Origin of the sequence: Anaeromassilibacillus sp. 1001302B_160321_C8 (assembly GCF_015554745.1) — a bacterium.
GTDB classification, from domain to species: Bacteria; Bacillota; Clostridia; order Oscillospirales; family Acutalibacteraceae; genus Anaeromassilibacillus; species Anaeromassilibacillus stercoravium.
In genome coordinates this window covers 166767-190178 of sequence record NZ_JADNJD010000003.1, presented here as the reverse complement: position 1 = coordinate 190178, position 23412 = coordinate 166767, and the positions used below count along the sequence as shown (strand labels likewise).

Annotated in this window: 18 protein-coding genes and 1 tRNA gene; 11 read left to right on the top strand and 8 right to left on the bottom strand. The window is 53.0% G+C overall.

Annotation, left to right across the window (positions count from 1 at the left end):
• The first annotated feature begins 270 nt into the window (after positions 1 to 270).
• Together I2E77_RS03655 and I2E77_RS03650 are read left to right on the top strand one after the other, a co-directional pair.
• Positions 271 to 2919: a translation factor GTPase family protein gene (locus I2E77_RS03655; protein ID WP_191395770.1), complete on the top strand. Its 2649-nt coding sequence runs from the start codon at positions 271 to 273 to the stop codon at positions 2917 to 2919.
• Positions 2920 to 3175: 256 nt separating this feature from the next.
• Positions 3176 to 3406: a helix-turn-helix domain-containing protein gene (locus I2E77_RS03650; protein ID WP_087234714.1), complete on the top strand. Its 231-nt coding sequence runs from the start codon at positions 3176 to 3178 to the stop codon at positions 3404 to 3406.
• 330 nt (positions 3407 to 3736) lie between these two features.
• Here I2E77_RS03650 and I2E77_RS03645 read toward each other — a convergent pair whose 3' ends face one another.
• Entirely contained in the window at positions 3737 to 4201 is a 465-nt protein-coding gene (locus tag I2E77_RS03645; RefSeq protein ID WP_087234716.1) for a TspO/MBR family protein, read from the bottom strand.
• Between the two features lie 84 nt (positions 4202 to 4285).
• Here I2E77_RS03645 and I2E77_RS03640 point away from each other — a divergent pair, with 84 nt between their 5' ends.
• The 5 genes from I2E77_RS03640 to I2E77_RS03620 all read left to right on the top strand — a co-directional run bounded on the left by I2E77_RS03640 (position 4286) and on the right by I2E77_RS03620 (position 10306).
• Positions 4286 to 4837: a hypothetical protein gene (locus I2E77_RS03640; RefSeq protein ID WP_087234717.1), complete on the top strand. Its 552-nt coding sequence runs from the start codon at positions 4286 to 4288 to the stop codon at positions 4835 to 4837.
• Positions 4838 to 4904: 67 nt separating this feature from the next.
• Positions 4905 to 5702 carry an N-acetylmuramoyl-L-alanine amidase gene (locus I2E77_RS03635; protein ID WP_191363001.1) on the top strand — a complete coding sequence of 266 codons (798 nt, stop codon included), beginning with the start codon at positions 4905 to 4907 and terminating at the stop codon, positions 5700 to 5702.
• Between the two features lie 99 nt (positions 5703 to 5801).
• The gene (locus I2E77_RS03630) at positions 5802 to 6089 is read left to right on the top strand and encodes a hypothetical protein (RefSeq protein WP_140400387.1); all 288 of its coding nucleotides are present in this window, start codon (positions 5802 to 5804) and stop codon (positions 6087 to 6089) included.
• Between the two features lie 25 nt (positions 6090 to 6114).
• On the top strand, positions 6115 to 9501 hold the full coding sequence (locus I2E77_RS03625; protein ID WP_087234720.1) for a glycoside hydrolase family 2 protein: 3387 nt from the start codon (positions 6115 to 6117) through the stop codon (positions 9499 to 9501).
• A 295-nt stretch (positions 9502 to 9796) separates the two neighbouring features.
• Entirely contained in the window at positions 9797 to 10306 is a 510-nt protein-coding gene (locus I2E77_RS03620; RefSeq protein ID WP_087234721.1) for a GNAT family N-acetyltransferase, read from the top strand.
• Between the two features lie 222 nt (positions 10307 to 10528).
• Here the strand turns inward: I2E77_RS03620 and I2E77_RS03615 are convergent, their stop codons facing one another.
• Positions 10529 to 10957, bottom strand: a complete 429-nt coding sequence (locus tag I2E77_RS03615; RefSeq protein WP_087234722.1) for an RNHCP domain-containing protein — start codon at positions 10955 to 10957, stop codon at positions 10529 to 10531.
• A 507-nt stretch (positions 10958 to 11464) separates the two neighbouring features.
• On the opposite strand from I2E77_RS03615, the gene prfB reads away from it, so the two are divergent.
• Complete coding sequence (gene prfB / locus I2E77_RS03610; RefSeq protein ID WP_191362997.1) at positions 11465 to 12595, top strand: peptide chain release factor 2; 1131 nt, start codon at positions 11465 to 11467, stop codon at positions 12593 to 12595.
• A gap of 175 nt (positions 12596 to 12770) precedes the next feature.
• On the opposite strand, the gene I2E77_RS03605 is transcribed toward prfB, so the two are convergent.
• Together I2E77_RS03605 and I2E77_RS03600 are read right to left on the bottom strand one after the other, a co-directional pair.
• Complete coding sequence (locus tag I2E77_RS03605) at positions 12771 to 13769, bottom strand: ATP-binding protein (protein WP_087234724.1); 999 nt, start codon at positions 13767 to 13769, stop codon at positions 12771 to 12773.
• Positions 13770 to 13774: 5 nt separating this feature from the next.
• A complete protein-coding gene (locus I2E77_RS03600; protein ID WP_191521105.1) occupies positions 13775 to 14800 on the bottom strand; it encodes a DnaD domain protein in 1026 nt (341 codons plus the stop codon).
• A gap of 219 nt (positions 14801 to 15019) precedes the next feature.
• Here I2E77_RS03600 and I2E77_RS03595 point away from each other — a divergent pair.
• The 3 genes from I2E77_RS03595 (at position 15020) to I2E77_RS03585 (ending at position 18112) form a co-directional block, all read left to right on the top strand.
• Positions 15020 to 15095 (top strand) — tRNA-Gly (locus tag I2E77_RS03595).
• 234 nt (positions 15096 to 15329) lie between these two features.
• Entirely contained in the window at positions 15330 to 17150 is a 1821-nt protein-coding gene (typA, locus tag I2E77_RS03590; RefSeq protein WP_087234726.1) for a translational GTPase TypA, read from the top strand.
• A gap of 38 nt (positions 17151 to 17188) precedes the next feature.
• Positions 17189 to 18112, top strand: coding sequence for a 3'-5' exonuclease (locus tag I2E77_RS03585; RefSeq protein WP_087234727.1), 924 nt, complete (start codon positions 17189 to 17191; stop codon positions 18110 to 18112).
• Between the two features lie 192 nt (positions 18113 to 18304).
• Here the strand turns inward: I2E77_RS03585 and I2E77_RS03580 are convergent, their stop codons facing one another.
• From I2E77_RS03580 to I2E77_RS03565, 4 genes are all read right to left on the bottom strand, one after another.
• Positions 18305 to 20653, bottom strand: coding sequence for an FtsX-like permease family protein (locus I2E77_RS03580; RefSeq protein WP_195450650.1), 2349 nt, complete (start codon positions 20651 to 20653; stop codon positions 18305 to 18307).
• Positions 20650 to 21333: an ABC transporter ATP-binding protein gene (locus I2E77_RS03575; RefSeq protein WP_087234729.1), complete on the bottom strand. Its 684-nt coding sequence runs from the start codon at positions 21331 to 21333 to the stop codon at positions 20650 to 20652. The genes I2E77_RS03580 and I2E77_RS03575 overlap by 4 nt, the downstream gene beginning before the upstream one ends.
• 68 nt (positions 21334 to 21401) lie before the next feature.
• Positions 21402 to 22631, bottom strand: a complete 1230-nt coding sequence (locus I2E77_RS03570) for a sensor histidine kinase (protein ID WP_087234730.1) — start codon at positions 22629 to 22631, stop codon at positions 21402 to 21404.
• Positions 22628 to 23320: a response regulator transcription factor gene (locus I2E77_RS03565; protein ID WP_191362993.1), complete on the bottom strand. Its 693-nt coding sequence runs from the start codon at positions 23318 to 23320 to the stop codon at positions 22628 to 22630. The genes I2E77_RS03570 and I2E77_RS03565 overlap by 4 nt, the downstream gene beginning before the upstream one ends.
• Positions 23321 to 23412 lie beyond the last annotated feature (92 nt).

Sequence of the window (23412 nt, the reverse complement as noted above, 5' to 3'; positions counted from 1 at the left end):
GCCTTTGTCTTTCACAGGGGCTGCGCATTCCATCGGGGAGAAAAATGTGTTATAATTACTGCACTGACCTCACATTGCGGGCAAAGTTCGGTTTTGCGAAACGTCTCACCGGTTCCTGCGGTTGGAGGAGTATGTTGCAGAGTCCGCCAGGCGGTTTTGTCCAGGAATCCGATCAAAAGTGCATTCGCATGAATGCGGAGATATCGGCAAAATCTTTGGACGGCTTGCACGGGGAATATCCAAAGAAAATGATATTGGAGAAAGCAATCTATGAAAAAATTGGCCGTTGGGATCCTGGCACACGTAGACGCGGGGAAGACCACCCTTTCAGAGGGAATGCTTTACCGCTGCGGATGCCTCAAAAAACTTGGACGGGTGGATCATCAGGATGCCTTCCTGGACACCGATACCTTAGAACGTGAGCGCGGCATCACTATTTTTTCCAAGCAGGCGATCTTGCCCTTGGGCAAATGGGAGATTACACTGTTGGACACGCCCGGACACGTGGACTTTTCCAGCGAGATGGAGCGGACGTTGCAGGTGTTGGACTATGCGATTCTAGTCATCAGCGGGACGGATGGCGTCCAAGGCCATACGTTGACGCTCTGGCATCTGCTCAAGCGGTATCGGATTCCAACGTTCCTGTTTGTCAATAAAATGGATCTTCCTGGCGCAGATCGTGCTACTCTGTTGGGCGAGCTTCAGGCACGTCTTGACGGCGGTTGCGTGGATTTCAGCGCGGAGAGCGGGGCGGATTTTTTGGAAAGCGTTGCTATGTGCGATGAGGATACGCTCAACCGTTACTTAGAGCGCGGGGAAGTGACAGAGAGTGAAATTGCCGGGTTAATCTTAAAGCGTAAGCTGTTCCCGTGCTTTTTCGGTTCTGCACTGAAGTTGGATGGTGTGGACGCCTTCTTACATGGGTTGGAGCAATATGCGCGCTGCCCAACCTACCCGGAGGCGTTTGGCGCAAAAATCTACAAAATCGCTTGGGATCCACAGGGGAATCGCCTCACCTATTTAAAGGTGACAGGTGGAAGCCTCAAGGTCCGTGCGTTGTTGAGCAACCGCAGGGCCGACCTGCCGGAGGAAAAGGTCTGGGAGGAGAAGGTCAACCAGATTCGCATCTATTCGGGCGCAAAATATCAGGCGGTGGATGAAGCGCTCGCTGGGGCCGTCTGTGCGGTGACAGGCTTAAGCAAGACCTATCCCGGTGAAGGGTTGGGCATGGAAGCGTCCTCGGAGCCGCCCGTCCTTGAGCCGGTGTTAACGTATCAAGTGCTATTGCCTTATGGGTATGACCCCCACACCGCTATGCAGAAATTGAGCCAGTTAGAGGAGGAAGATCCACAGCTTCATATTGTTTGGAACGGGCAGCTTCGGGAGATTCATATCCAGCTTATGGGCGCAGTACAGATGGAGGTTTTGCAGCGGATTATCCGGGAACGCTTTGGCTTGGATGTGGCCTTTGGCGCGGGAAATATTGTTTACCGGGAAACCATAACTGCTCCGGTAGAGGGTGTGGGCCATTACGAACCGCTGCGCCATTATGCGGAGGTCCATTTATTATTGGAGCCAGGAGCGCGGGGGAGCGGTTTGCAATTTGGCACAGCGTGTAGCGAGGATGTTCTGGATCGCAACTGGCAGCGCTTAATTCTCACGCATCTGGAGGAACGGGTCCACAGGGGCGTGCTCACCGGTTCCCCCATCACGGATATGAAGATCACATTGGTGGCTGGACGCGCGCATGAGAAGCACACGGAGGGAGGCGATTTCCGGCAGGCAACATATCGTGCGGTGCGGCAGGGCTTGATGTGTGCAGAGAGTGTCCTTTTAGAACCGTGGTACAATTTCCGCTTGGAACTGCCCGCCGAATATGTGGGGCGTGCGATGTCGGATGTACAACGCATGGCCGGGACGATCTCTCCTCCGGAAACGCTGGGAAATGATGCAGTGCTGACTGGCTCTGCGCCGGTAGCGAATATGCGGGATTATGCAGCGGAGGTTGCCGCATATACCCGCGGGCAGGGACGTCTGTTTTGCACGCTGAAAGGGTATGAGGTATGCCACAATCAGGAAGAGGTTGTGGAGGCGGTCGGCTACAACAGCGAACAGGATCTAGATAACCCTGCCGATTCGGTATTTTGCAGCCATGGGGCAGGATTTGTGGTGAAGTGGGATCAGGTGCGGGATCACATGCATCTGGAGGGCCTTGATCTGGAAGCGCCCGGGCAAGCTGTAGAAGAAGGCGCGGCCGCTTCCCCGCGGGCGGTGGTGTATTCCGGCGGCTTGGAACAGGACAAAGAACTGCAAGCGATCTTTGAGCGCACATATGGGGAGATTAAGCCCAAGGCGATCCGGCCACGTTCAGAGCGCGAAGCGGCGGGCGCCGGCGAGCTTTGGCCGGTGCCACCGCGGGACAACCGGCCGGAATTTTTGCTGGTGGACGGATATAATATCATTTTTGCTTGGGAGGAACTCAAAGAGCTTGCCAAGGACAATATCGACGCAGCCCGTCAGGTGTTGATGGATCTGCTCAGCAATTACCAAGGCTTTCATAAATGCGAGGTAATTTTGGTCTTCGATGCCTACAAGGTGCCGGGCGGGGTGGGCGAGGTGAGCCGTTATCACAATATCTATGTGGTATACACCAAGGAGGCCGAAACCGCGGATGCTTACATCGAAAAGACCACTTATGAGATTGCGAAGAAGTACCGTGTCCGGGTGGCCACCTCCGATGCAGCCGAACAGCTCATTATTCTGGGGCACGGTGCATTGCGTGTTTCAGCACGGGCCTTCCAAGAGGAAATCGGTTTTACGAACCGGCAGATTCAGGAAATATTGGCGGAGAATAACCGCCATCGCCGCACGTTGACGGTTAAGGCAGCCATGGATAAAGCAATGGAAAAGAAGGAATAATTAAAATTGGGAATTGGGTCCTGTAAAAACGGGGCCTAATTTTTTTACATGAAACAGAACAAATTTTCGATATAGGCTTGCAAATAGCGAACAAATGTACTATACTATAGATATATTAAAAAGATGTTTTTGCAAAATCGTAACAGAACAAACGCTTCAACTGAATAGAGCAAGTGGTAGACAAACGGCAAACAAAAGCATGTAACTCGATTTTTTTAGCACAAGCCATTCGATCAATATCTTGGAGGGATGTAAGATGGTTCAGAAGAACAATCTGATTGGCAAACGAATGAAATTGGCGCGAATCGCGCAAAGAATGAAACGGCAAGATGTCTTGGAAAAGATACGGGAAAATGGCATAGAGCTCTACCCGACAGGATTTTCCAATATGGAGCGGCAGACGCGGCATGTGCTCGATTTTGAGCTGGGGCCGCTGGCGGATGCGCTCCATGTGTCCGTGGATTGGCTATTGGGAAGGAAACCGTGATTTGGGGACTGGCAATCATTCCACTAACCGGGGGATGGCTTTATTTGCTCACGGGGCCTGCCTGAAATACGGGTTGGAAGGGGTGCCCTTCGGGGAGACGGCATCTGGATCGAAATACGGCATAAGCTCTGTTTTTAGCCGGAAGGACGGAAGCGCCGCCTACTGCCCAGAGGGTTATCGGTTGACAGCAAGGGCAAATATCCATGATCAATCCCTTTTAGGAAAGAGGAGCGGGGGAATGATGGAACAAAAGATGTGGGATCGTCCGCCATAGAAATCCTAAGACGCATTTGTACCAGGATGCTTTTGGGGCTGTACAAACGAAACGGTTTAGTTGAGCAGGGCGACAAATAGGCTGAGATACCCCGCAAAGGTCACCCAGAGGAGATAGGGGATTTGGAGCATTGCCGCTGGGAATGAGACCTTCATGAACGCGATGATCATGGCGATAATCAGCACCCACAACAAAAGTAGCCATAGAAAAGCAAACCAATAGGCTTGCAGGCAGAAAAATAGAATTGACCAGACAAAATTCACAGCCAGTTGGATGCCATAGAGCCGCAGGGCAGGCTTTTTGTCCTCGGAATCAGTGATCCAAACCAGGTATGCAGAAAGACCCATTAGGACAAAAAGGATCGTCCAAACAACGCCGAACAGCCAGCCGGGAGGGGAGAGCGGCGGCCGGTTGAGCGATTGGTAGAGTTCCATGGAATTCATCGTAGAAAGCGCAGACAGCCCAGCCACACCCAAGCTGATAGCGAACTGAATGAGAAGCGGTTTCCACCGGATTTTCATAATATCAACTCCTTTAACGGTATTGTATGAAAAAAGCGGTGAAATCATGTGCCTCATAAAAGAATGAAAGGGGAGGATTGATCATTGAAAACAGATGAGAAACAAGCTTTTTTGGAGCGTTACCTCTATCTGGACCAAAAGATTGACCGCTTGTGTGACATACAAACCACCTGGCGGGCCTGCGCCGTGCGGATTCCAGGGATGGCAGTCCAAGCATTGCGCCATTATCGCGCCACGGAGATGGAAATCAACCGGAAAATTGACGAGCTTCTCACCATCAAGCAGGAGCTATTGGATGTGATCCGGACAACACCGGGCCAGCAGTCCCAGGAACTCCTGAAACGGCGCTATCTGTGCAGAGAGACCTGGGAGGAAATTGCAGAGCATTTGCATCTTTCTTTACAGGAAACGGTTCGCCTGCACAAGAAGGTCCTTGACGGAATCCGTGTGCCGGAGAAACAAGAGCAAGCGCGAATGCGTCAAATCAAAGAACAAAAGTTTGCCTCAGGGGGTGAGGAAGATATTCGAAGAGAGCATCGCACAGTATCAAGCGGAGATTGCCGCAGTGAATGCCCGTCTCGCGGTGTGCAGAGAGGAAGACGGATACACTATGCAGCTGCGCCAAATACGCAGTGATTTATATATGCAGCTGATTGCTGCGTTACATGCGGCGAAACGCTATCAAGTACAGGGAGGAACATGCATGACGATTCAACAACATCCAAGCCCGAACTACGGGAGCCGGTACGGTTGGAAGCCGGACCGGATTGTCAACCACATCACCGCGGGGAGCACAGCGGCGGGAGCACTCGCCACGCTGTGCGACCCTAAAAGAGAAGCTTCGGCCCATTTCGTCATCGACAAAGATGGCGCGATTTACCAATTGGTGGCACTCGACCGTGCGGCATGGGCCAACGGTACCAGCATAAGCCCGTCGGATAGCCGATACTACGGCCATTCCACCCTTGCGGTGGTGCGAAACCGGTGTACCAATGCCAATTATTATACCATTAGCATCGAACATGTCTGCGTAAGCGGAGGAGCCTTGACTCCGGAACAGCTTACAGCAAGTATCGAACTGCACCGGTACATCATTACGGAGGTCAAACGCCTTTATGGAGTCACCATCCCAGCGACGCGGGAATATATTGTAGGGCATAGCGAAATCAATCCGAAAACAAAACCGGACTGTCCTGGTGAGCGGTTCCCGTTCGATGCCATCTTAGAAGGGCTTCAGCAAAAGGAGGTGCAAAGCGATACCAGTGGAACCATACAGATCAAACGCGGCGGTTACTATACGGCAAAATTTTCTGGAACCAATGCAACAAAACTCCAGGTGACCGCAGGGACGGGAGATGTGGTGACCATCGTACCGATCAACCGCGGGGAGGACAAGCTGGCAGCAATTGTACCGATTGGCAAACCAGGGGATATGGCGGGCATCTACACCACCTCGCCTGGAGGACGTCCGGTCAAACGGTTTGTCGCCCAGATTGTCTAAATAAAAAGGAAACACGAGGAGGATGAGGGCCACAATATTCAGTAGAGGTTCGCGTAATATTTATTGGAATGTTTTGGGGAGGAGAGGTATTTCGTGGATATGAACAGCTTTTTAAGTTGGGGGACATTGGGAACCTTTGCGGGCGCAACCGCATGTACAGGCCTATTTACCCAATTGCTAAAGAGCATTATTAAAAAGGTGCCGACGCAATGGCTTAGTTTCCTGATCGCGTTGGTGCTGCTGGCGGTTACAACCGCGGCCACAGGGGGGTGGATGCAGCCTTGGACCGTCTGGGCGTTGGTGCCGCTCAATGCGCTCCTGGTGAGCTTAGCAAGCAATGGAGCGGTGGACGCCATGCGTGCGATGAAGGGGAATAAGACATCCTGAAGTAGGAAAATAAGGGAGGAGTAACATGATTCTTTTAAATGAGGATTGGACGTTTACCGCTGCGGATGAGGAATGTGACATCGGTTACGCGGGGGAGAACGGTGTTCGTACGTTGGATATCCAGATGTCTGGGCTGGAATATGCCGGTTGGGATTTTTTTCTGGATGTCCAGCGAAAAGGACAAAAAGATATTTGGGCGGTAGAGCCGGAAGCGTTGGATGGGGACTTGTTGCTGCGGATTCCTATCCGGCGGGCCTATCTGATAGAAGACGGGCCGGTCTATGCGCAGTTGCGTGCATCGGCTCCGGATGGACGGATCAAAAAATCCGCCCAATTGATGCTCCATGTCAAATGTAGCATTAATTCTGTGGAGTCGGCGCCTTCGCCGCTCCCATCGGAATTTGCGGCGTATGAAGCGCGGATGGTGGCGATCCGGGACGCGGTGGAGGAACTGTTTGGGCGCAGCGCTGTGCCGTACGAAATCGTGGATTTCTGCGAAGGCTGGGCTTTTTCCAAAGACCAGTCCTCTTGGGAAACAGTTAATATCCCGCACACCTGTAATGTTTCCGATGGAATGAGCGGTTCGATGTACCGCGGGAAGGCGTACTATCGGAAAGATCTTTTTGTCAGCCGGGAGGATGCGGCAATCGACTTTGTGCTGGTGTTCTGTGCGGCGGGGCAATCCAGCGAGATTTATGTCAATGGCCGTTTTTGTGACGCCTATCCAGGCGGCTACACGCCGAACATCGTGGACATAAGCCCTTATCTGTCGCAGGGGAGCAATGAGATTTTGATCGTCTGCGACAATTCCCCGTCCGAGGACGTGATCCCAGTGTCCGGGGATTTTAACCTCAACAACGGGCTTCATGAAAAGGTCTATCTGTGCCGGGTTGGGCGCGTTTCCTTTGATCCGCAGGCATATGGTATGGACCGGATGCACGTGACGCAGAACAATATTTCCGAGCAAGCCGCTGCTTTTACAGTAGAAACAGCGGTAAACAACCGGTCGGGATGTAGCGTACAAGCGGCGGTGACTTTCACCGTATGCGATACGGAGGGTGCAACCGTAGCGGAGGAGACGGTGCTAGCGGAGATCCCTGCGCATACCCTGCAAGTTGTATCCTATGACGGGCAGATTGCGAACCCACACCTCTGGGACGGCATAGAAGATCCATACAGGTATGTGGTCAAGGCGGAGCTTGCAGCCCCTGACAAGGTGGACGAGCAGAGCGTGCGCATTGGCTTCCGTTATTTTTCTATAAATGCGCAGCAGGGGTTCCTACTCAACGGCCGTCCCTACCCGCTGCGTGGCGTAGCGCTGCACCAAGACTATCCCGGCGCGATGTCCGCGATGACGCAAGAACAATTTCATGCCGATTACGCGGACATTGCAGAGCTGGGCTGCAACTTTGTGCGCCTTGCCCATTATCCACACGATGCCTATGCGTTTGAACAGTGCGATGCATTGGGCTTGGTTGTACAGACAGAGATTCCATGGGTTAATCACCTTGGTCCAGATGCCTCCGAAGCGTACCACAACAGCATTGAACAAAACCTGCGGAGCATGATTCGGAATTACTACAACCACCCGTCCATCGTGTTCTGGGGCCTCTCCAATGAGCTCAATTGCACGCATTGGAACTCCGGTGGGACCCCACAGGGCGGGTTTTCTTCTGAGATGGCGGTGGCCTGGAATAACGAATTCTACGCGCTAGCCAAGATGCTGGACCCTACGCGCTATGTGGGCTTCACCGCCTATGGGCCTACCTTCGACGGTTCTGATCCAGATGATTGGCAGGCGGATTTTATCGCTTCAAATGAATATAAAGGATGGTATGGCGGTACCTTTAATCAGTTTGGTACCCAGATGGATGCCTATCGCACTGGAACACAGAAATTCTGGGCAGTTGGAGAGTATGGTGCGGGCAACAATCCCAATACACACTCGGACAATCCGATGGAGACCACCGAGACCGGATCTGGCGGCGCGCGGCACGATGAAGAATATGCTAACCTGTTCCACGAGGCATACCTCGCGCAGATCCAAGAGCGCCCTTGGCTGGTCTATACCGCGGCTTGGCTCCTCTACGACTTTGCTGTGTCCAACCGCAACGAGGGCGGTACACCTTTCCTCAATGACAAGGGCCTGATCACCCGCGACCGTCAAACAAAAAAAGATATATACTACCTCTATCAGGCGGCGTGGTCGGATCAACCTGTCTGTTACATCACTAGCCGCCGGTTCCGCCTGCGGGAGACGGCTACTATAAAAATAAAAGTGTACTCGAACTGTGAACAGCTCACGCTCTCTCGGGACGGGGAACCGGTTCAGACGCTGTATGCGCCGGTGAAATGTGGCTGCGTCTGGGAGTTCGATCCGGTGGCATTTGTGAACGCCTCCGAAGTGTACACCGTAACCGGTATACGCGGGGAAGAAGTGCTGTCCGATACGGTGACCTTTTTGACTAGCGCGATCTCCGGACAAATACTCCCGGAATCCATCGCGGCGGATGTTTCTAAGCTGGATTTGCAGGTGGGACAGGCGAAGGAGGTCCACGTCTCCTATGTCCCCAACACAGCGAATGTGGAGCTGGACTATACAGCAGCGCTCACTGGGCTGGCGGGAAGTGCTGTCCCGTCCGGCGCGACCGTCACGGTGACGGCTTCCGAGGCGGGTTCCGGCACATTGAACCTTGCGCTTGACTGGAACGGTGCTTCGGTGAGTATTCCTGTAACAGCGGAAGAGACGCCGGAGTATCTCTGTTATTTCGACTTTACCACGGGTTCCAATGACGACCCGTCGGTGGAGGATTCCACGGGAAATGCGACCTGTACCATGGAGGGGTTCGCCTGGGATGAGACGTCTGGATTTACCGAAAACGGACTCAAAACGACGGCTTCGGGTTCCTCCACGGAGATGGTGACGATCAGCGGATTCGATTTGAGTGAATGCACAAACGGATTCCGGATGCACATGGAGTATGCCGGCTTTGCAAGCACCTGGGACCGATCGAGGTTTTTCCAATTGGTAGACAACGAGGGCACGGTCATTCTGGACTGTTACTATAACAGCCCAACCGCAGCACAGCTGCGCATCGAGAGGGACAGCAACAATGGCGGCTTGTACAACGACTATGAATATATGCTGAACATGACCCATATGACTATGGACATCACTTGTAACAATGTAGCCACCGCCGCGTTTGACGGCGCTGTATCAAACGACAATGGAAACATCGTGCTGAGTGACGTTTTGGTGGCAAAGCAGGGCGGCTCTGCGACGGATACGCCGTTTGACATGCTGGCACTCAAGCCGTTCCAAGACGTTTCAAAAATTTATCTGATGAACCGGCTGGACAAGACGCGGCTGTTGCATGCAACGCTCTCCAAATTCTGGATTGAAAAGCTGTAAATGGTTGTTAAGTACTTAAAATGCAGTTCCAATAAAGGCAACGGCGAAGAATCGGATACGGCTTTAGGGGGAAATTAAGCCCGAAAGAGCGTAACAGCCCATGGACTCCTGAGTCATACTTCCTGGTTGTTCCTCTGCTCCTTGTCAAAGGCCAGCGGCTGTGGTAGGATAAAGATCATTCATAAAGGCCAGAAGCTTTCCCAGCAAGCATGGAGGGCAAAAAGCTTGAAACATGATGGAAACGCCGGAAAGAGCGGGGCCATGGGCAATACGACACGCGATTGGAGGAACAAACATGAACATCCGAACAGAACGGCCGGACGATTATGAGGCCGTATATTCCCTTGTGGAGCAGGCATTTGCCTCCGCAGAGCATAGCGATGGAACCGAACAGGATCTAGTCGCCGCTCTGCGGAAGGGAGAGGCGTTTGTGCCAGAACTTTCGTTGGTTGCAGAAATAGATGGCAAAATTGTCGGCCATATCCTGTTTACAGAGGCAAAAGTCGGAGGCGATACCGTTCTTGTTCTGGCACCGCTCTCTGTGCTTCCGGCGTATCAAAGGCGGGGCGTTGGAACCGCTTTGATTCAGGAAGGCCACCAGATTGCCAGAAGACTGGGATATGCTTACTCATTGGTCTTGGGGAGCGAAACCTACTATCCGCGCTGTGGGTATCTGCCTGCGGAATCGTTCGGCATAGAGATCCCGGAAGGGATGCCACCCGCAAACTTTTTGGCGATCCGCCTGCGGGAGGATGCAAAGCCAGTCCATGGAGCGGTGATTTATGCAAAGGAATTTGGCATTTGAGAAACGTTCCCAAAGCAGGAACCTTTTTCAGGAGAACTTAAAGATTCTATCCGGCGTTCACCGGGCTATTGCCTCATTGCCTTTTCTGTAAGTGCAAAAATAGAGCGGCTCCCCAGGCTGGGGGCCGCTTATTTTGTGAATATGTGGTTCGAGAAGCAAAAATAGGCCTTTTCAATCGTTAGAAGGATGGCCGGCGATGAACTTTCATCCGGAACGCCCTAATCAAAATTTGATAGTACCGTCCCCGGCCATCAGTTCGGTCATTTCCTCGATACGTTCTAGTGGAAACGGAGGTTCACACAAGGGTTTCATAGCGATGGACATCAGCTTCATCGGGTTGTCGTCTGCGGCTACCCGATTGGAACTAAGCTTTCCACAGCGGCGGCAGCGATGAATGATCGCCCACTCTCCGTTTTTTCGGACCCATACCGCGACAGGTTCCATGAGACTGCCGCAATCGGATGCGCGGTCTCCTGGCTCTATGTCCACATGGAGGCTCGAAAGGCAGTTCGGGCAGTGGTTGCGGTGGTCGCTTCCGGCTCCTGCAGAGACCACCAGGCGTCCGCACTGCTTACAGGTAAAGCTATCCGTACATGCATGTGTTTTATAATACCCTTTTTTAAAGTGTTTCTTTTTGTTTTCACGGTTCATTGATTTTATTCTCCTTAACACAATAGAATGCAGTTGTATGATACCAGTGTCAGGACAATAAAAAAGGATAACCCTCGATACGATGGGTTATCCGGTACGCTTTTCTAGACGAATTTGTTGGGCATAAAAGCGCATTGTACAATTTTTGTACAATGCCATTGAAAAAGGATTCAACAAAAAAATTCAGCCAAAAATAGATTTGGAAAGAGACCAGCCTGCACAACAATCCGCAAAAAACGCACAACAAAAAACCCATCCTATTTAGATGGATAACATTTTTATTGCCCGATCATTTGCAGATAGCCGACATCAAGCCACTCCCCTTCGTCTTGTTTCCTATATTATAGCATAGGATTGGAAAAAGTAAATCCCTTGTATCTTCCTTGCGCTATAAAGTGGTGCAGTGCGCTGCCTCTTTACAAATTTCGGAAAATCCGATATACTAATTTAGTTAGACGGGAAACGTTTGGTTTGCCACAGATGAAATCAATGTTTAAGGATGGTAGTATGCTGCAATTTGATGAATTAAGGCTGGAACTGGAGGGGCTGCGCCCGGAAATCGACGACCTTGCTGAGGCGCTGGGCCTGGAACGTATGCGAAACGAAATTGCGGAGCTGGACACAAAGGCTTCGATGCCGGGATTCTGGGATGACGCGCAGAATTCTCAGAAGATTTTACAGAGGTCCAGCTCACTTAAGGATAAAATTGCGGCGTATGAGAAATTGACCGCCGCTTATGATGACACGATGGCGCTGATTGAGCTTGGCAATGAGGAGGGGGATGAATCCTTGCTCCCAGAAGCCAAAGACGAATTGAAAAATATTCGTGAGAGCTTGGAGACACAGCGTCTTTCCACACTGCTCAACGGAGAGTATGATAATAAAAACGCCATCCTCACTTTTCATGCAGGCGCAGGTGGCACAGAGGCCCAAGACTGGGCGGAAATGCTCTATCGCATGTACTGCCGTTGGGGAGAGCGCCACAATTTTAAGGTGAGCACGCTGGACTATCTGGACGGCGAGGAAGCTGGACTGAAGAGCGCCAGTATTCTGATTGAGGGCGAGAACGCCTATGGCTTTTTAAAGAGCGAAAGCGGCGTGCACCGTTTGGTGCGTGTTTCGCCGTTTGACGCTTCCGGCCGCCGCCATACGTCGTTTTCCTCCTTGGAGGTTATGCCCGAGATCGATGACACCATCGAGATTGAGATCGACCCGGCCGATATCAAGATGGATGTCTACCGCGCAAGCGGCGCAGGCGGCCAGAAGGTCAACAAGACCTCTTCCGCTGTGCGTTTGACGCACATCCCGACCGGTATCGTCGTCTCTTGCCAGGTGGAGCGCAGCCAGTATCAGAACCGGGACGTTGCGATGCGTATGTTGAAATCCAAGTTGTTGGAGATTAAGGAACGTGAGAACCTAGAGCGTATCGAGGATATCAAGGGGGTACAGAAGGAGATCGCCTGGGGTTCCCAGATCCGTTCGTACGTCTTCATGCCATATACGTTGGTCAAGGACCATCGGACTGGTTTTGAAACGGGCAATATCAATGCCGTGATGGACGGCGACCTCGACGGTTTTATCAACGCTTACTTAAAGGCGCAGAGCCTTGGCACACTGGGCGATTACGGCGATGCGTAATAATTTCCAGGGGAATAACCGTAGTTGACAGAGTATGAACAAGCGCAGTTCCGGCAGGGATTTCCGCCAGAACTGCGCTTGTTTTGTATATGGGTGATGTACCTTGAAACAGCCGCTCTACAAACGGTACTGCCGTGGCCTATGGAAAAATAATGGCCCGTCCTTGGAAGAAGGGTCAGCGGTTGCTTTGGTCTGCGGCGCGCATCCGCTTTTGTAGGCGAACATCCCGCCCGCAGAACGATAGACGCACATAGCCGCCCAAGATGCGCGAGGCAAAGCGCTCCGTGTAGCGCTCTTCGATTTCTTTCATGGTCAGGTTCGTGCTGATAATCGTGGGCCTTTGCGCCATCTGGCGTGTGTTGACGATGTTGTAGATCTCTGCAACAGAAAACGCTGTGCGGAATTCGGTCCCGAGGTCATCCAAGATCAAGAGGTCGCAGTCGAGTAGCAACGAACTGGTGTCATTCTCCTCTTCACGCCCGAAGTGCTCCCGTTCCAATTTTGCGACGATGTTGTTCACAGAGCTATATACCACACCAAACCCCTTGGCAATCGCTGTATTTGCAATTGCAAGCGAGAGGTGAGTCTTTCCTAAACCTGTTCCGCCCATCAGGATCAGATTGGAACTATGTAGCGAAAAGTTTTGCGCGTATGTCATGCAGACATCCAGGACGCGCGTCATCGTCCCGCGTTCCGACCGTCCAGATGCCTCCGGCTGTTCGGAGTAGTAATCGAGTGAGAACGTCTCGAACGTAGAGAGGGAGAGGGGGGTGAGTGCATTCAAACTTTTATACGCCTCTGCGCGCAGGCGCTTTTTTAGACAGCTGCACATATGGCCGTCCACATATCCAGTATCCGAACAGTAGGAGCAAGCATAATGGGGTTCTAGAAAGTCTTTGGGAAGGCCCGCCTGCTCCAAAAGGCCGTCCAACTCTTTTTGGAGGGCTTGGTTGCGTTCTTTGAGACGGCTCAAATGTTCCTTGGCGTTTGCACCGCCCAACACGGCCCGCGCTGCGGTGATGGCTGTGGAGGCAAGTTCTCTCTCAATTTGCCCTGCGCGCGGAAAGGCGCTGTACAGCTCTGTGCGGTGTGCCTCCGCTTCCTGTTCTGCGCGTGCTTTTTGTTCCGATAACGCTGTAGCTGCGGCCAGATAGACCTCTTTGCTGTATCCCACTTCTGTCACTCCCCATTAAAATGATCGAAGGCGCCGGAGCGCTCGAACTCGTCAATGTCATAGGTGCTTTTTGCAGCAGATTCCTGCTTACGGGCTGCGGCCTTGCGCAGTTTCTCCTCTTGTGCCTGCTGGAGCGTCGTAATGCCCTGTTCGTGCCAGCGGGAGAGGATGCCATTCATGTAGCTCAGGCTCAGTTGACCTTTTGTATCTACGCAGCGCTCATATGCTTCGCGCAGTAGCGCGGGGGAAAAGCCCCAGTCGTTGACCCATGCAGCGGCAAGGGTTTCTTCTTTGGCAGTGGGGGAGCGGTGCGCAATGCCCAAGGTTTGTTCCACCACGCGCCACGCCTTGGCATTTTCCGCAATTTTGCGCAGCTTCTCTTCCGCTTTTTGATGGGTAAAAATTTCCTCCTCCGCCCAATCCATACCGACCTTTTCGATATACCGGGTGCTTGTTTTGCCTGCATTGGCCGCATATTGCAATAGCATCAAGATGACATCCACTGGGAGGCCGAAGTCGTCGTGCAACATTAAAAGTGTTGCAGAACAGCCGTTGCTCAGCAGCCGTCCCAGGATGCGTTGGGCGTCCTGCATCAGATAAGCGATTTCTTCCGATTCCGCCATCCGTTTGGCAACGAATGCATTGTCCGGTTTTTGCGGGCGGGTGAGAATCGATGCGGGCCTGGCCTTGGCAGGAGGTTCTGGCACAGGAGCAGCAACGGCCGGCACAGCGGGGGAAGGGGAATCTGCGGGAATCGCCTGCGTCCCGTCCGCTGTAGGTTTGATCTCCACGCCGTTAATTGTCAGCAGATTGGCGTCTTGCTGCCAGAAGAGCAGCGCTTCCTCGACGGCATCTTCTGAAAGGCCAAGCGCCTGTGCGGGTTCTTTCGGTTCAAAGCCGTGGTCCGCATGGCGCAGGACCCAGAGCAGCACCTTTAGCTGGTTTGGGCTGGCAATCTTTAGATATTGATCCACAACGGCGCACGGCACAGCAAAGATTGTGTTCCAAGCGCCCAGGTTGAGTAAGTACAAATGGCTCCCTCCAGTTGTTCGATTCGAAATGACATGATGCCAAAAAAGTACAACACATGATAATATATGATATTGTATTATAGCATGTCCAGCTCAAAATGGGAAACCCTATTAGGAGGATGCTCAAATCCATTTAAAAAAATTTGGAAAAAGGTGTTGACAAACTGGAAAGGCTGTCGTATAATAATCCACGCACCAAGCAAAACGGATGCAAGATATGCGAACGTAGCTCATCTGGTAGAGCGCCACCTTGCCAAGGTGGAGGTAGCGAGTTCGAGCCTCGTCGTTCGCTCCATATTAGGCTCCTCACAATGTGAGGAGCCGTTTTTTTGTTTTTCGAAAGCCTTGCGCAAGCGATGGCTTTCGAAAAGCTACGCAATATAGTTTTTAGCAGAAGGCACGTCCGTGCAAAACGAAGAAAAACTGCGCACGTCCCCATAGAAAATTTTATGACAAAATCCATACCACTGTTGCGCGGAGTATGTTATAATAATAAACGTTTGTGAATTTTAAAGAAGAGGGATCATATATGGATGTAAGAAACGACCTGAGAAATATCGCCATCATTGCCCACGTCGACCATGGGAAGACTACCTTGGTGGATCAGCTCCTGAAGCAGAGCGGCATTTTTCGCGCGAACCAGGAGGTTGCGGAGCGTGTGATGGACTCCAATGATCTGGAGAGGGAACGCGGCATCACCATCCTCTCCAAAAATACGGCGGTCATCTATCAGGATACAAAGATCAACATTGTCGATACGCCTGGTCACGCCGATTTTGGAGGCGAGGTGGAGCGCATCCTCATGATGGTGGACGGCGTTCTGCTGCTGGTGGACGCTTTTGAAGGCTGTATGCCTCAGACACGCTTTGTGTTGAAAAAAGCTTTGGGCCTTGGGAAAAAGCCTGTCGTTGTAGTGAATAAAATTGACCGGCCCGGTGCGCGCCCAGCTGAGGTTGTAGACGAGGTTTTAGACCTCTTTATCGAGTTGGGGGCCAACGACGACCAGCTCGAATTCCCTGTGGTGTATGCATCCGGCAGGGACGGCTATGCGACGCTGGACCCCGCAGTGCCCGGTAAGGACATGAAGCCGCTGTTTGATATGATCCTCAAAGAAGTGCCTGCGCCTACGGGTGAGCTGAACGGCCCGACACAGGTGCTCTTCTCCAATGTGGACTATGACGATTATGTGGGACGTATCGGCATCGGCCGTGTGGAGCGCGGCGAGGTGCATGACGGCGAAAATGTCGTGCTTTGCCACCGCGACGGTACCACGAAGAACGTCCGGGTTGTTAAGCTGTATCAGTTTGAAGGCCTCAAACGCGTCGAGGTGGAAAGCGCAAAGCTTGGCGACATCGTGGCAGTTTCCGGCATCACAGATCTGAACATCGGGGAGACCATTTGCTCGCCCGACTGCATCGAACCTTTGCCGTTTGTCAAGATCGACGAGCCGACCGTTTCCATGATCTTTATGGTCAACAACAGCCCCTTTGCAGGGCGCGAGGGCAAGTACGTCACCTCCCGCAACCTGCGCGACCGCCTGTTCAAAGAGGTTGAGACCAACGTCGCCATGCGCGTGGAGGAAACTGACACCACCGAGGCGTTTAAGGTGAGTGGACGCGGTGAGTTGCATCTCTCGATCCTGATTGAGCAGATGCGCCGTCAGGGATATGAGTTCCAGGTTTCCAGCCCGCAGGTCATTTATAAAGAGATTGACGGGAAACGCTGCGAGCCGATCGAACTGCTCATGATTGAGGTGCCGGACAATTACGTCGGCGTCGTCATGGAAAAACTCGGCTCCCGCAAGGCAGAAATTGTCAATATGGGCACGCGCGACACCGGCGTGACCCATCTGGAATTCAAAATTCCAGCGCGTGGTTTGATGGGGTACCGCCAGGAATTCCTCAGCGACACCAACGGAAACGGCATCATGAACAATGTGTTCGACTGCTACGAACCCTATAAGGGCGATTTACAGAGCCGCCAGCAGGGGTCTTTGATCGCGCACGAGGCGGGGGAGACCACCGGCTATGGCCTTTGGCAAGCGCAAGACCGTGGCCGTATGTTTGTCGGCCCCGGCCTGGAAGTCTATGAAGGCATGATCGTCGGCGTCAGCCCTAAGAGTGAAGATATTGTAGTGAATGTATGCAAGAAAAAGCATGTCACCAACACCCGTGCAGCTGGGTCCGACGAAGCGCTCAAGTTGGTCCCGCCAAGCATCCTCAGCTTGGAACAGTGCCTCGAATTCATCAAGGACGACGAGCTGGTCGAGGTTACACCCAAGAGCATCCGTATGCGCAAAAAGATCCTTGATAAGGAAACGCGCATGAAGATGGCAAGCCGGAAAAAATAATCCTGCGCGGAATTCCACTTGGAGGTACGGCCGATCTTATGAATTTTGTAATACTCGACCTGGAATGGAATGGAACCTATAGCCGCCGCATCAAGAGCTTTATCAACGAGATCATTGAGTTCGGCGCGGTCAAGGTGGACGAACAGCTTCATATCATCGACACTTTTGAGGCGCTGGTCCGGCCGCAGGTGGGAAAGAAGATCAGCGGCAAGATCCGCACGCTCACAAGCATTACGAATGAGGATCTCGCGGGCGGCCTACAATATATGCAGGTCATCAGCCGCTTTAAAAAATGGATGGGCGACGCGGTCCTTATGACCTGGGGCACGTCCGACATCCTTGCGCTAATCGAGAATTGCCGTTACTTCTGCGGCGATGAGCATATCCCGTTTTTACAGTATTATGTCAATTTGCAGGCGTACTGCGAGGAAATGCTCCACTATGATAAAACCCAGCAGATGGGACTTTCCACATCGGCCCAGCTTTTGGAGATCGATGAGGACGGCTTTGATCATCATCGCGCTTTAGGAGATAGCCTGCTTTCGCTGCGTTGCTTGCAAAAGCTTTATACGCCGGAGAGCCTTGCCCCCTTTGTGCAAGAGGCCGATGCAGAGTTTTACCGTCGCATCCAATTTAAGACCGTAGTGATCTGCGACTTGTCTAACCCACTGATCAAGCGCAGCGACATGCTCTTTAACTGTGATGTGTGCGGGCGGCGGGCACACCGTGTAAGTGAATGGCAGCTTAAAAACAAGAGCTATCGTGCAGAATTCATCTGCCGCCATTGCCAGCACCGCTTTTTCGGGCGCGTACAGTTTAAGCTCAAGTACGAGGGCCTGATCGTGAAAAAATATATCCTCCCATTCCGGGAAAAGCCAAAGGAGGAGCACCCCAAAGAAACGGTCCCAGCAGAGGCTCCGGAGTGTGCGGTGAACGGTTCCACAAATGGGGAATCGTGTTGAAAAATCCTAACAAGCGAAAGAACCCCCTCAAGGGATGAACGTTTTGTTCATTCTTTGAGGGGGTTGTTTGTTGTTCCAATCGGTAGGATTTTCAAGACAGGAATCTGAGGAAAGCAGATGACCAAGCAAGGTGTAGGCGCTTTAATTCTAGGGACATTGGGCAATCAGAGGGGAATGTGCATGTGAGAAATGCTACTCCGCGTGGATGGTTTCAACGATGGACATGCGGCGGATACGCTGGGAGGGACCGCGAACTGCCAGTGCGGCAGAGAATGCCACCAATAGGACAATCAAGCCCAGTGCTGCCCATGGGATATACCACGGGATTCCCCAGTTGGCCGTAACCGTGATTCGGAATAAGAACCAATTTGCTAGGAGCCCAACTGCACAACCCACTAGAATGCCAAACAGTGAATAGGTTGCAGCCTCCGCCGCTACCATTCGCATCAGTTGATGGCTGCTCATACCGATGGCCCGCATAGCGCCGTATTGCCGTACCCGCGCGGACACGCTCATGGAGATGCTGTTTACAATGTTGAAAACCGCGATCAGAGCGATTACAGAGAGAAACCCGTAAACAAACAATGCAAACGAATAGTAGGCGCCAATGGCCTCGCTGTTTGAGCGCCGGTCGTCTGAGAAGGTGGTGCCGCTGCCCACTTGGGTACGGATCGCTTCAACGTCTGCGTCGGTTGCATCTGCGTTCAACTGTAGGTCCAGGATTGTGTATCCATCCTGCCCAGTTAACGTGCGGAAGGTTCCCTCTGAACAAATGAAGATTTCCACACCAGGTTCGCTTTGGAACGGGCAATCAGACAGTACCCCTGAAACGGTGAGCGTTTGTGTGCCCGTCCCAAAGTCTGCGGTCACCGTGCTGCCGGTATGGCGCGTGGTTCCGTTGCCATAGAGCGCAAGGAGTCCATTTCCGTTCAGGGATTCATCAATGGAACCCTCTAGGAGGGAGCCGGAGGCCCATCCAAACTGGTTGATTTCGTAGGAAATCAGGTCCACAGTCCCCTCTTGGCCATCAATGGTAGCGGGAATCCCATAAGCAAACATCCGCCCATACACACGCTTGACCACCGGGTCCTCTGCAAGATGCTGTCCTAGCTCGGGTGGGATGGAACAGGTTTGGTCTGCGCTGATGATTGACAGGTCTGCGGAATACGGACGCAGTGGTGTGATAGACTGATGCATAAAATCTATCGCCATATTGAACGCTAGGAATAGGATGATGCTGAACGCAAAGGAGCTGACCATCAGAAAGAAATTCTTTTTGCTGGCCGTGGCATGACGGACCCCCAGTGCAGTGTCCACACGGAACAAGCGCGTATTTGCTGCACGGCGTACCGGCGAGACGGGGGTTGCATTTCCGGAGACAGCGCACAGAGGCGAGACCTTTGCTGCACGCTTTGCAGGCGCACGTGCTGCGAGCAGGACGGTCACTAAGCCAATCACAACCCCACAGGTAAGGCCAATTCCACTGATCCCAAAAGCTGGCATCCCGGCAAAATAGGTGGGGCTGAGCTTCACAAGCAGGGAGCAGAGTACCCAAACGAGTGCCGTGCCTGCCGCAAGCCCCAGCGGAATTGCCGTTTTACACCAGTTTAGCGCCTCTAAACGGACAAAGCGCGCCACCTGTTTGCGTGTTGCCCCCAGGCAACGCAACAGACCGAAGAATGAAATCCTTTGGGCGATGTTGCTGTTTAGGCTGCTGGCGATCATCAGTATGCCGGCCGTCGCCACGAGGACTGCCAGTACCGCTGCGGTCAGATACAGGCGCAGCATTAAGGGGTCATCGCTTTGGCCCATTAAGCCCAAGAGTTTTCCATAGGGAAAAACTTGTGCGTCGGTTAAATGCAGCTCTGTTTTGATCGATTCTACTACCTGTAAGATGCGGCAAAGCGGCGAAAATTGCACATAATAAACGGAATCTGCGTCCTGTGCCGTATCTCCAGAAAAATAGGAGCGGAAAGTCTGCGTGTTCATAACCAAACCGAACGCGTCCTCGTGGTCCAACATGGCGGTGTTGGTCACAAAGCCTGTGACTTGTAGATCTAGGACTCGCCCGTCCGGGGTATATAGCTGGATGAAGTCGTCCACCTGTACATCCAAGCGCGCGCGGGCGTTCTCTGTTAGCAGTACACCGCTGCCTTCGGCATCGAAGGAACCCTCCTCCACCTGGACAGCGGGGAACATTCCCATCCAAGCGGGGTCAGCGCCGCAGATGGCTGTTTTGATCCCGGAAAGGGTGTACCCCTCGTCGCAATCATAATTCACAACGCCATACCAGGAAGATGTTTTCACCTCTGGCCAGGCGGCAATGCGCGCGGCTTGTTCTTCTGTGATGTCCCGGAAAGCAATGTGCCAATTGCCGCCATCCATAATCGCCTGTTGCCGTTGAGAGCGCAGTTCCATATCTGCCATCCCAAAGATTGCTGTTACAAGGAATACAGCTAAAAAGATACACAGCCGCGTCATAAGGCTTTGCCTCCGGTGCCGTTTGGCGGAGATCGGGATGAGGTCCAGATAGCGTTTCATTCCTGCATCCCTCCCCAATCGCGCAACTCGCCGTCCGAAACCTGCAACACGCGGTCCACCGCATCCGTCAAGTGTACATTGTGAGTGATCATCAGAACGGTCTGCCGGTAGTGCCGTGAGGCGCGGTGTAAGAGTTCAACAACATCTTGGCTGTTTTTCGAATCCAGGTTGCCTGTGGGCTCGTCCGCCAGGACCAACATCGGTTTGGCGATCAGCGCTCTCCCGATTGCCACGCGCTGTTGCTGCCCGCCTGAAAGCTGGCTCGGCAGATGATGACGGCGCTCCATCAATCCCAGTATCCATAAAAGCTCCTCCACACGTGCCTCATCTGGTTTGCGTCCATCCAGCAGGAGGGGGAAGACGATATTCTGCTCCACTGTTAATTCCTCCACCAGCTGGAAGGATTGAAAAATAAACCCGATGTTTTGCCGCCGGAAGATCGTGCGCTGGTTTTCTCGCAGTGCAAACAGATCCCGGCCATCCAGGTAGACGTGTCCGGAGGAAGGTTGCTCCAACCCGCCGATACAGTGTAACAGCGTGCTTTTGCCGGAGCCGGATTCCCCGACCACTGCTGCAAATTCACCTTTTTCCATGGAGAACGAGACGTTTTTCAACGCCTCCACTCTTGTTTCTCCTTTGCCGTATACTTTGCAAAGGTTCTCTACACGCAATACTTCCATATAGGATACCTCCTTATCAGATCGCTTCCATCATACGGTCTGCACCTTACGTTCCGGTGAATGGTATCTTACGTTTTGGTAAGGAAGGAGAGCGTGAAGATTGTTCCGCGTCCGGGTGTGCTCTGAACCGTCAGAACGCCGTCCTGTCCCTCTACAATGGACTTGGCTAACGGCAGGCCCAGCCCCACTCCTTGCTTTGTCTGGGAAGATTTGCCGCGGTAAAAACGCTTAAAAATGTGCGGGAGCTCTTCCGGTGGGATGCCAGACCCATTGTCCTCCACAGACAGGCGGAGCGTCAAGGGCGAACGCTGCCATGATAGACAAACCTCGCCGCCCATCTCTGTATGGTCCAGCGCGTTTTTTACCAGATTGCCGACCGCTTCGCTCGTCCAGGCTAAGTCGCAGAAGATCCGTTCCTCCGGCGGGCCGTCGAAGCAGATGTGTTTCCCCTCCCGCTGCGCACGTGTTGTGAGTTCTTCTGTTGATCGGAGCACCAGCTCCTGCATCGTGTAAATCCCCCTTTCGAAGGGGACGCTGCCCGCGTCCAAGCGCATTACCTTTAATAGAGTGCCGATCAGCCCTTCCATTCGGGAGAGGGCTTGCGCTGCCTTTTGAGAAAATTCCTGAACGGTAGTACGGTTTTCCGGCTCTTCCAGGATGATTTCATTGTACATTGCCAGTGCTGCCAGAGGCGTTTTAAGTTGGTGGGAGATGTCCGAGAGCGCGTCCTTGAGAAATTCCTTGGCCTTGCGCTCTGCCTCGCTTTTGGATTGCAGTGCCACGGCCAGTTCGTCCACTGCGGCGAGCAGATGGGAGAACGATCCGGTTCGGCCGCGCGGCAGGCGGCGAGTGAAATCGCCTCCGGAGAATCGTTCCACGGCCTCGCCCGCCCGCCGGTAGAGGCGGTCCAACCGCGTCAGAAAGAAGAGAGAGCCACCCATCAGAAACAGAGCCAGCAAAAGAACCCCTCCCACAGCGGTCCCCATGGATACGGCAGCCGCCTGCCGGACTTGGGGCAAAAAAAGGGCGGAGGTCCGTTCCGTCCAGCCGCTCTGCCGCAGCAAAGCGGCGCCCCGTTCGGTTTCCTTTGCTTGTTTGAGCGCGCGGAGAATCGTCTCCGGAGGGATGTCTTCCTCTAGGAGGGATGAGACAAATGCGCGGTCATGCGCAAGCAGCAGATTTTTTTCGGCCTGTATGCAGTTCGTCCCATACAGTATTCCGAATCCGGTTAGCAACGCTAAAAATAGGAGTAAGAATGCGAAATACCGGCGCAAAACAGATTCTTGTAAAAAGTTCATTCGCCCGCCTCCTTCCACTGGTATCCAAAGCCGCGGATAGTCAACAAGTGCTCTGGATGGGAGGGGTCCTGCTCGACCTTTCCGCGCAGCCGCCGCATATACACCGAGAGGGTATTGTCGTCCACGAAGTTTCCGTTTCCGTCCCAGAGCATATCCAGTAGAGCGCCGCGGGTGACAATACGGTTGGCGTTGCGCACCAGGACGCAAAGTAGCCGGTATTCCATTCCAGTCAGTTCCAGGGGATGGCCATCCAGCGTTGCCTTGCTGCCCAATAGGTCGATCCGGAGGGGGCCGCTGCATAGGGCTTCTTCCTGTCGCGGCATTCCTGCGCGTCGCAATAGGGCACGAATACGCGAACATAATTCTCCAAGTTTGAATGGTTTTGTCAAGTAGTCGTCCCCACCGCAGTCCAAGCCGCGGATGACGCTGGTTTCCTCATCGGCTGCGGTCAAAAATAGGATTGGCACAGCGCTGCCCGTCCGGCGCACCTGTTCGCACACAGAGAAGCCTGTTCCGTCCGGTAGGGTCACGTCCAACAGAAGAAGGTCATATGGTGGACGTTCCGCCAGGAGAAGCCGCGCTTGTGCCACTGATCTGGCGACTTCCACTTCGTACCCATTTTTTGTCAATACATATTGTAGCCCATCGATCAGGCTGTCATCGTCTTCCAAAAGAAACAATCGATTCACAGCGAGCCCTCCCGTTTTGTAATCCCCTCCGATTGTACCACACTTTTCCCGTCTTGGGCGGCCAGCTTACAAAAGTGTAAGAATGGAGGATT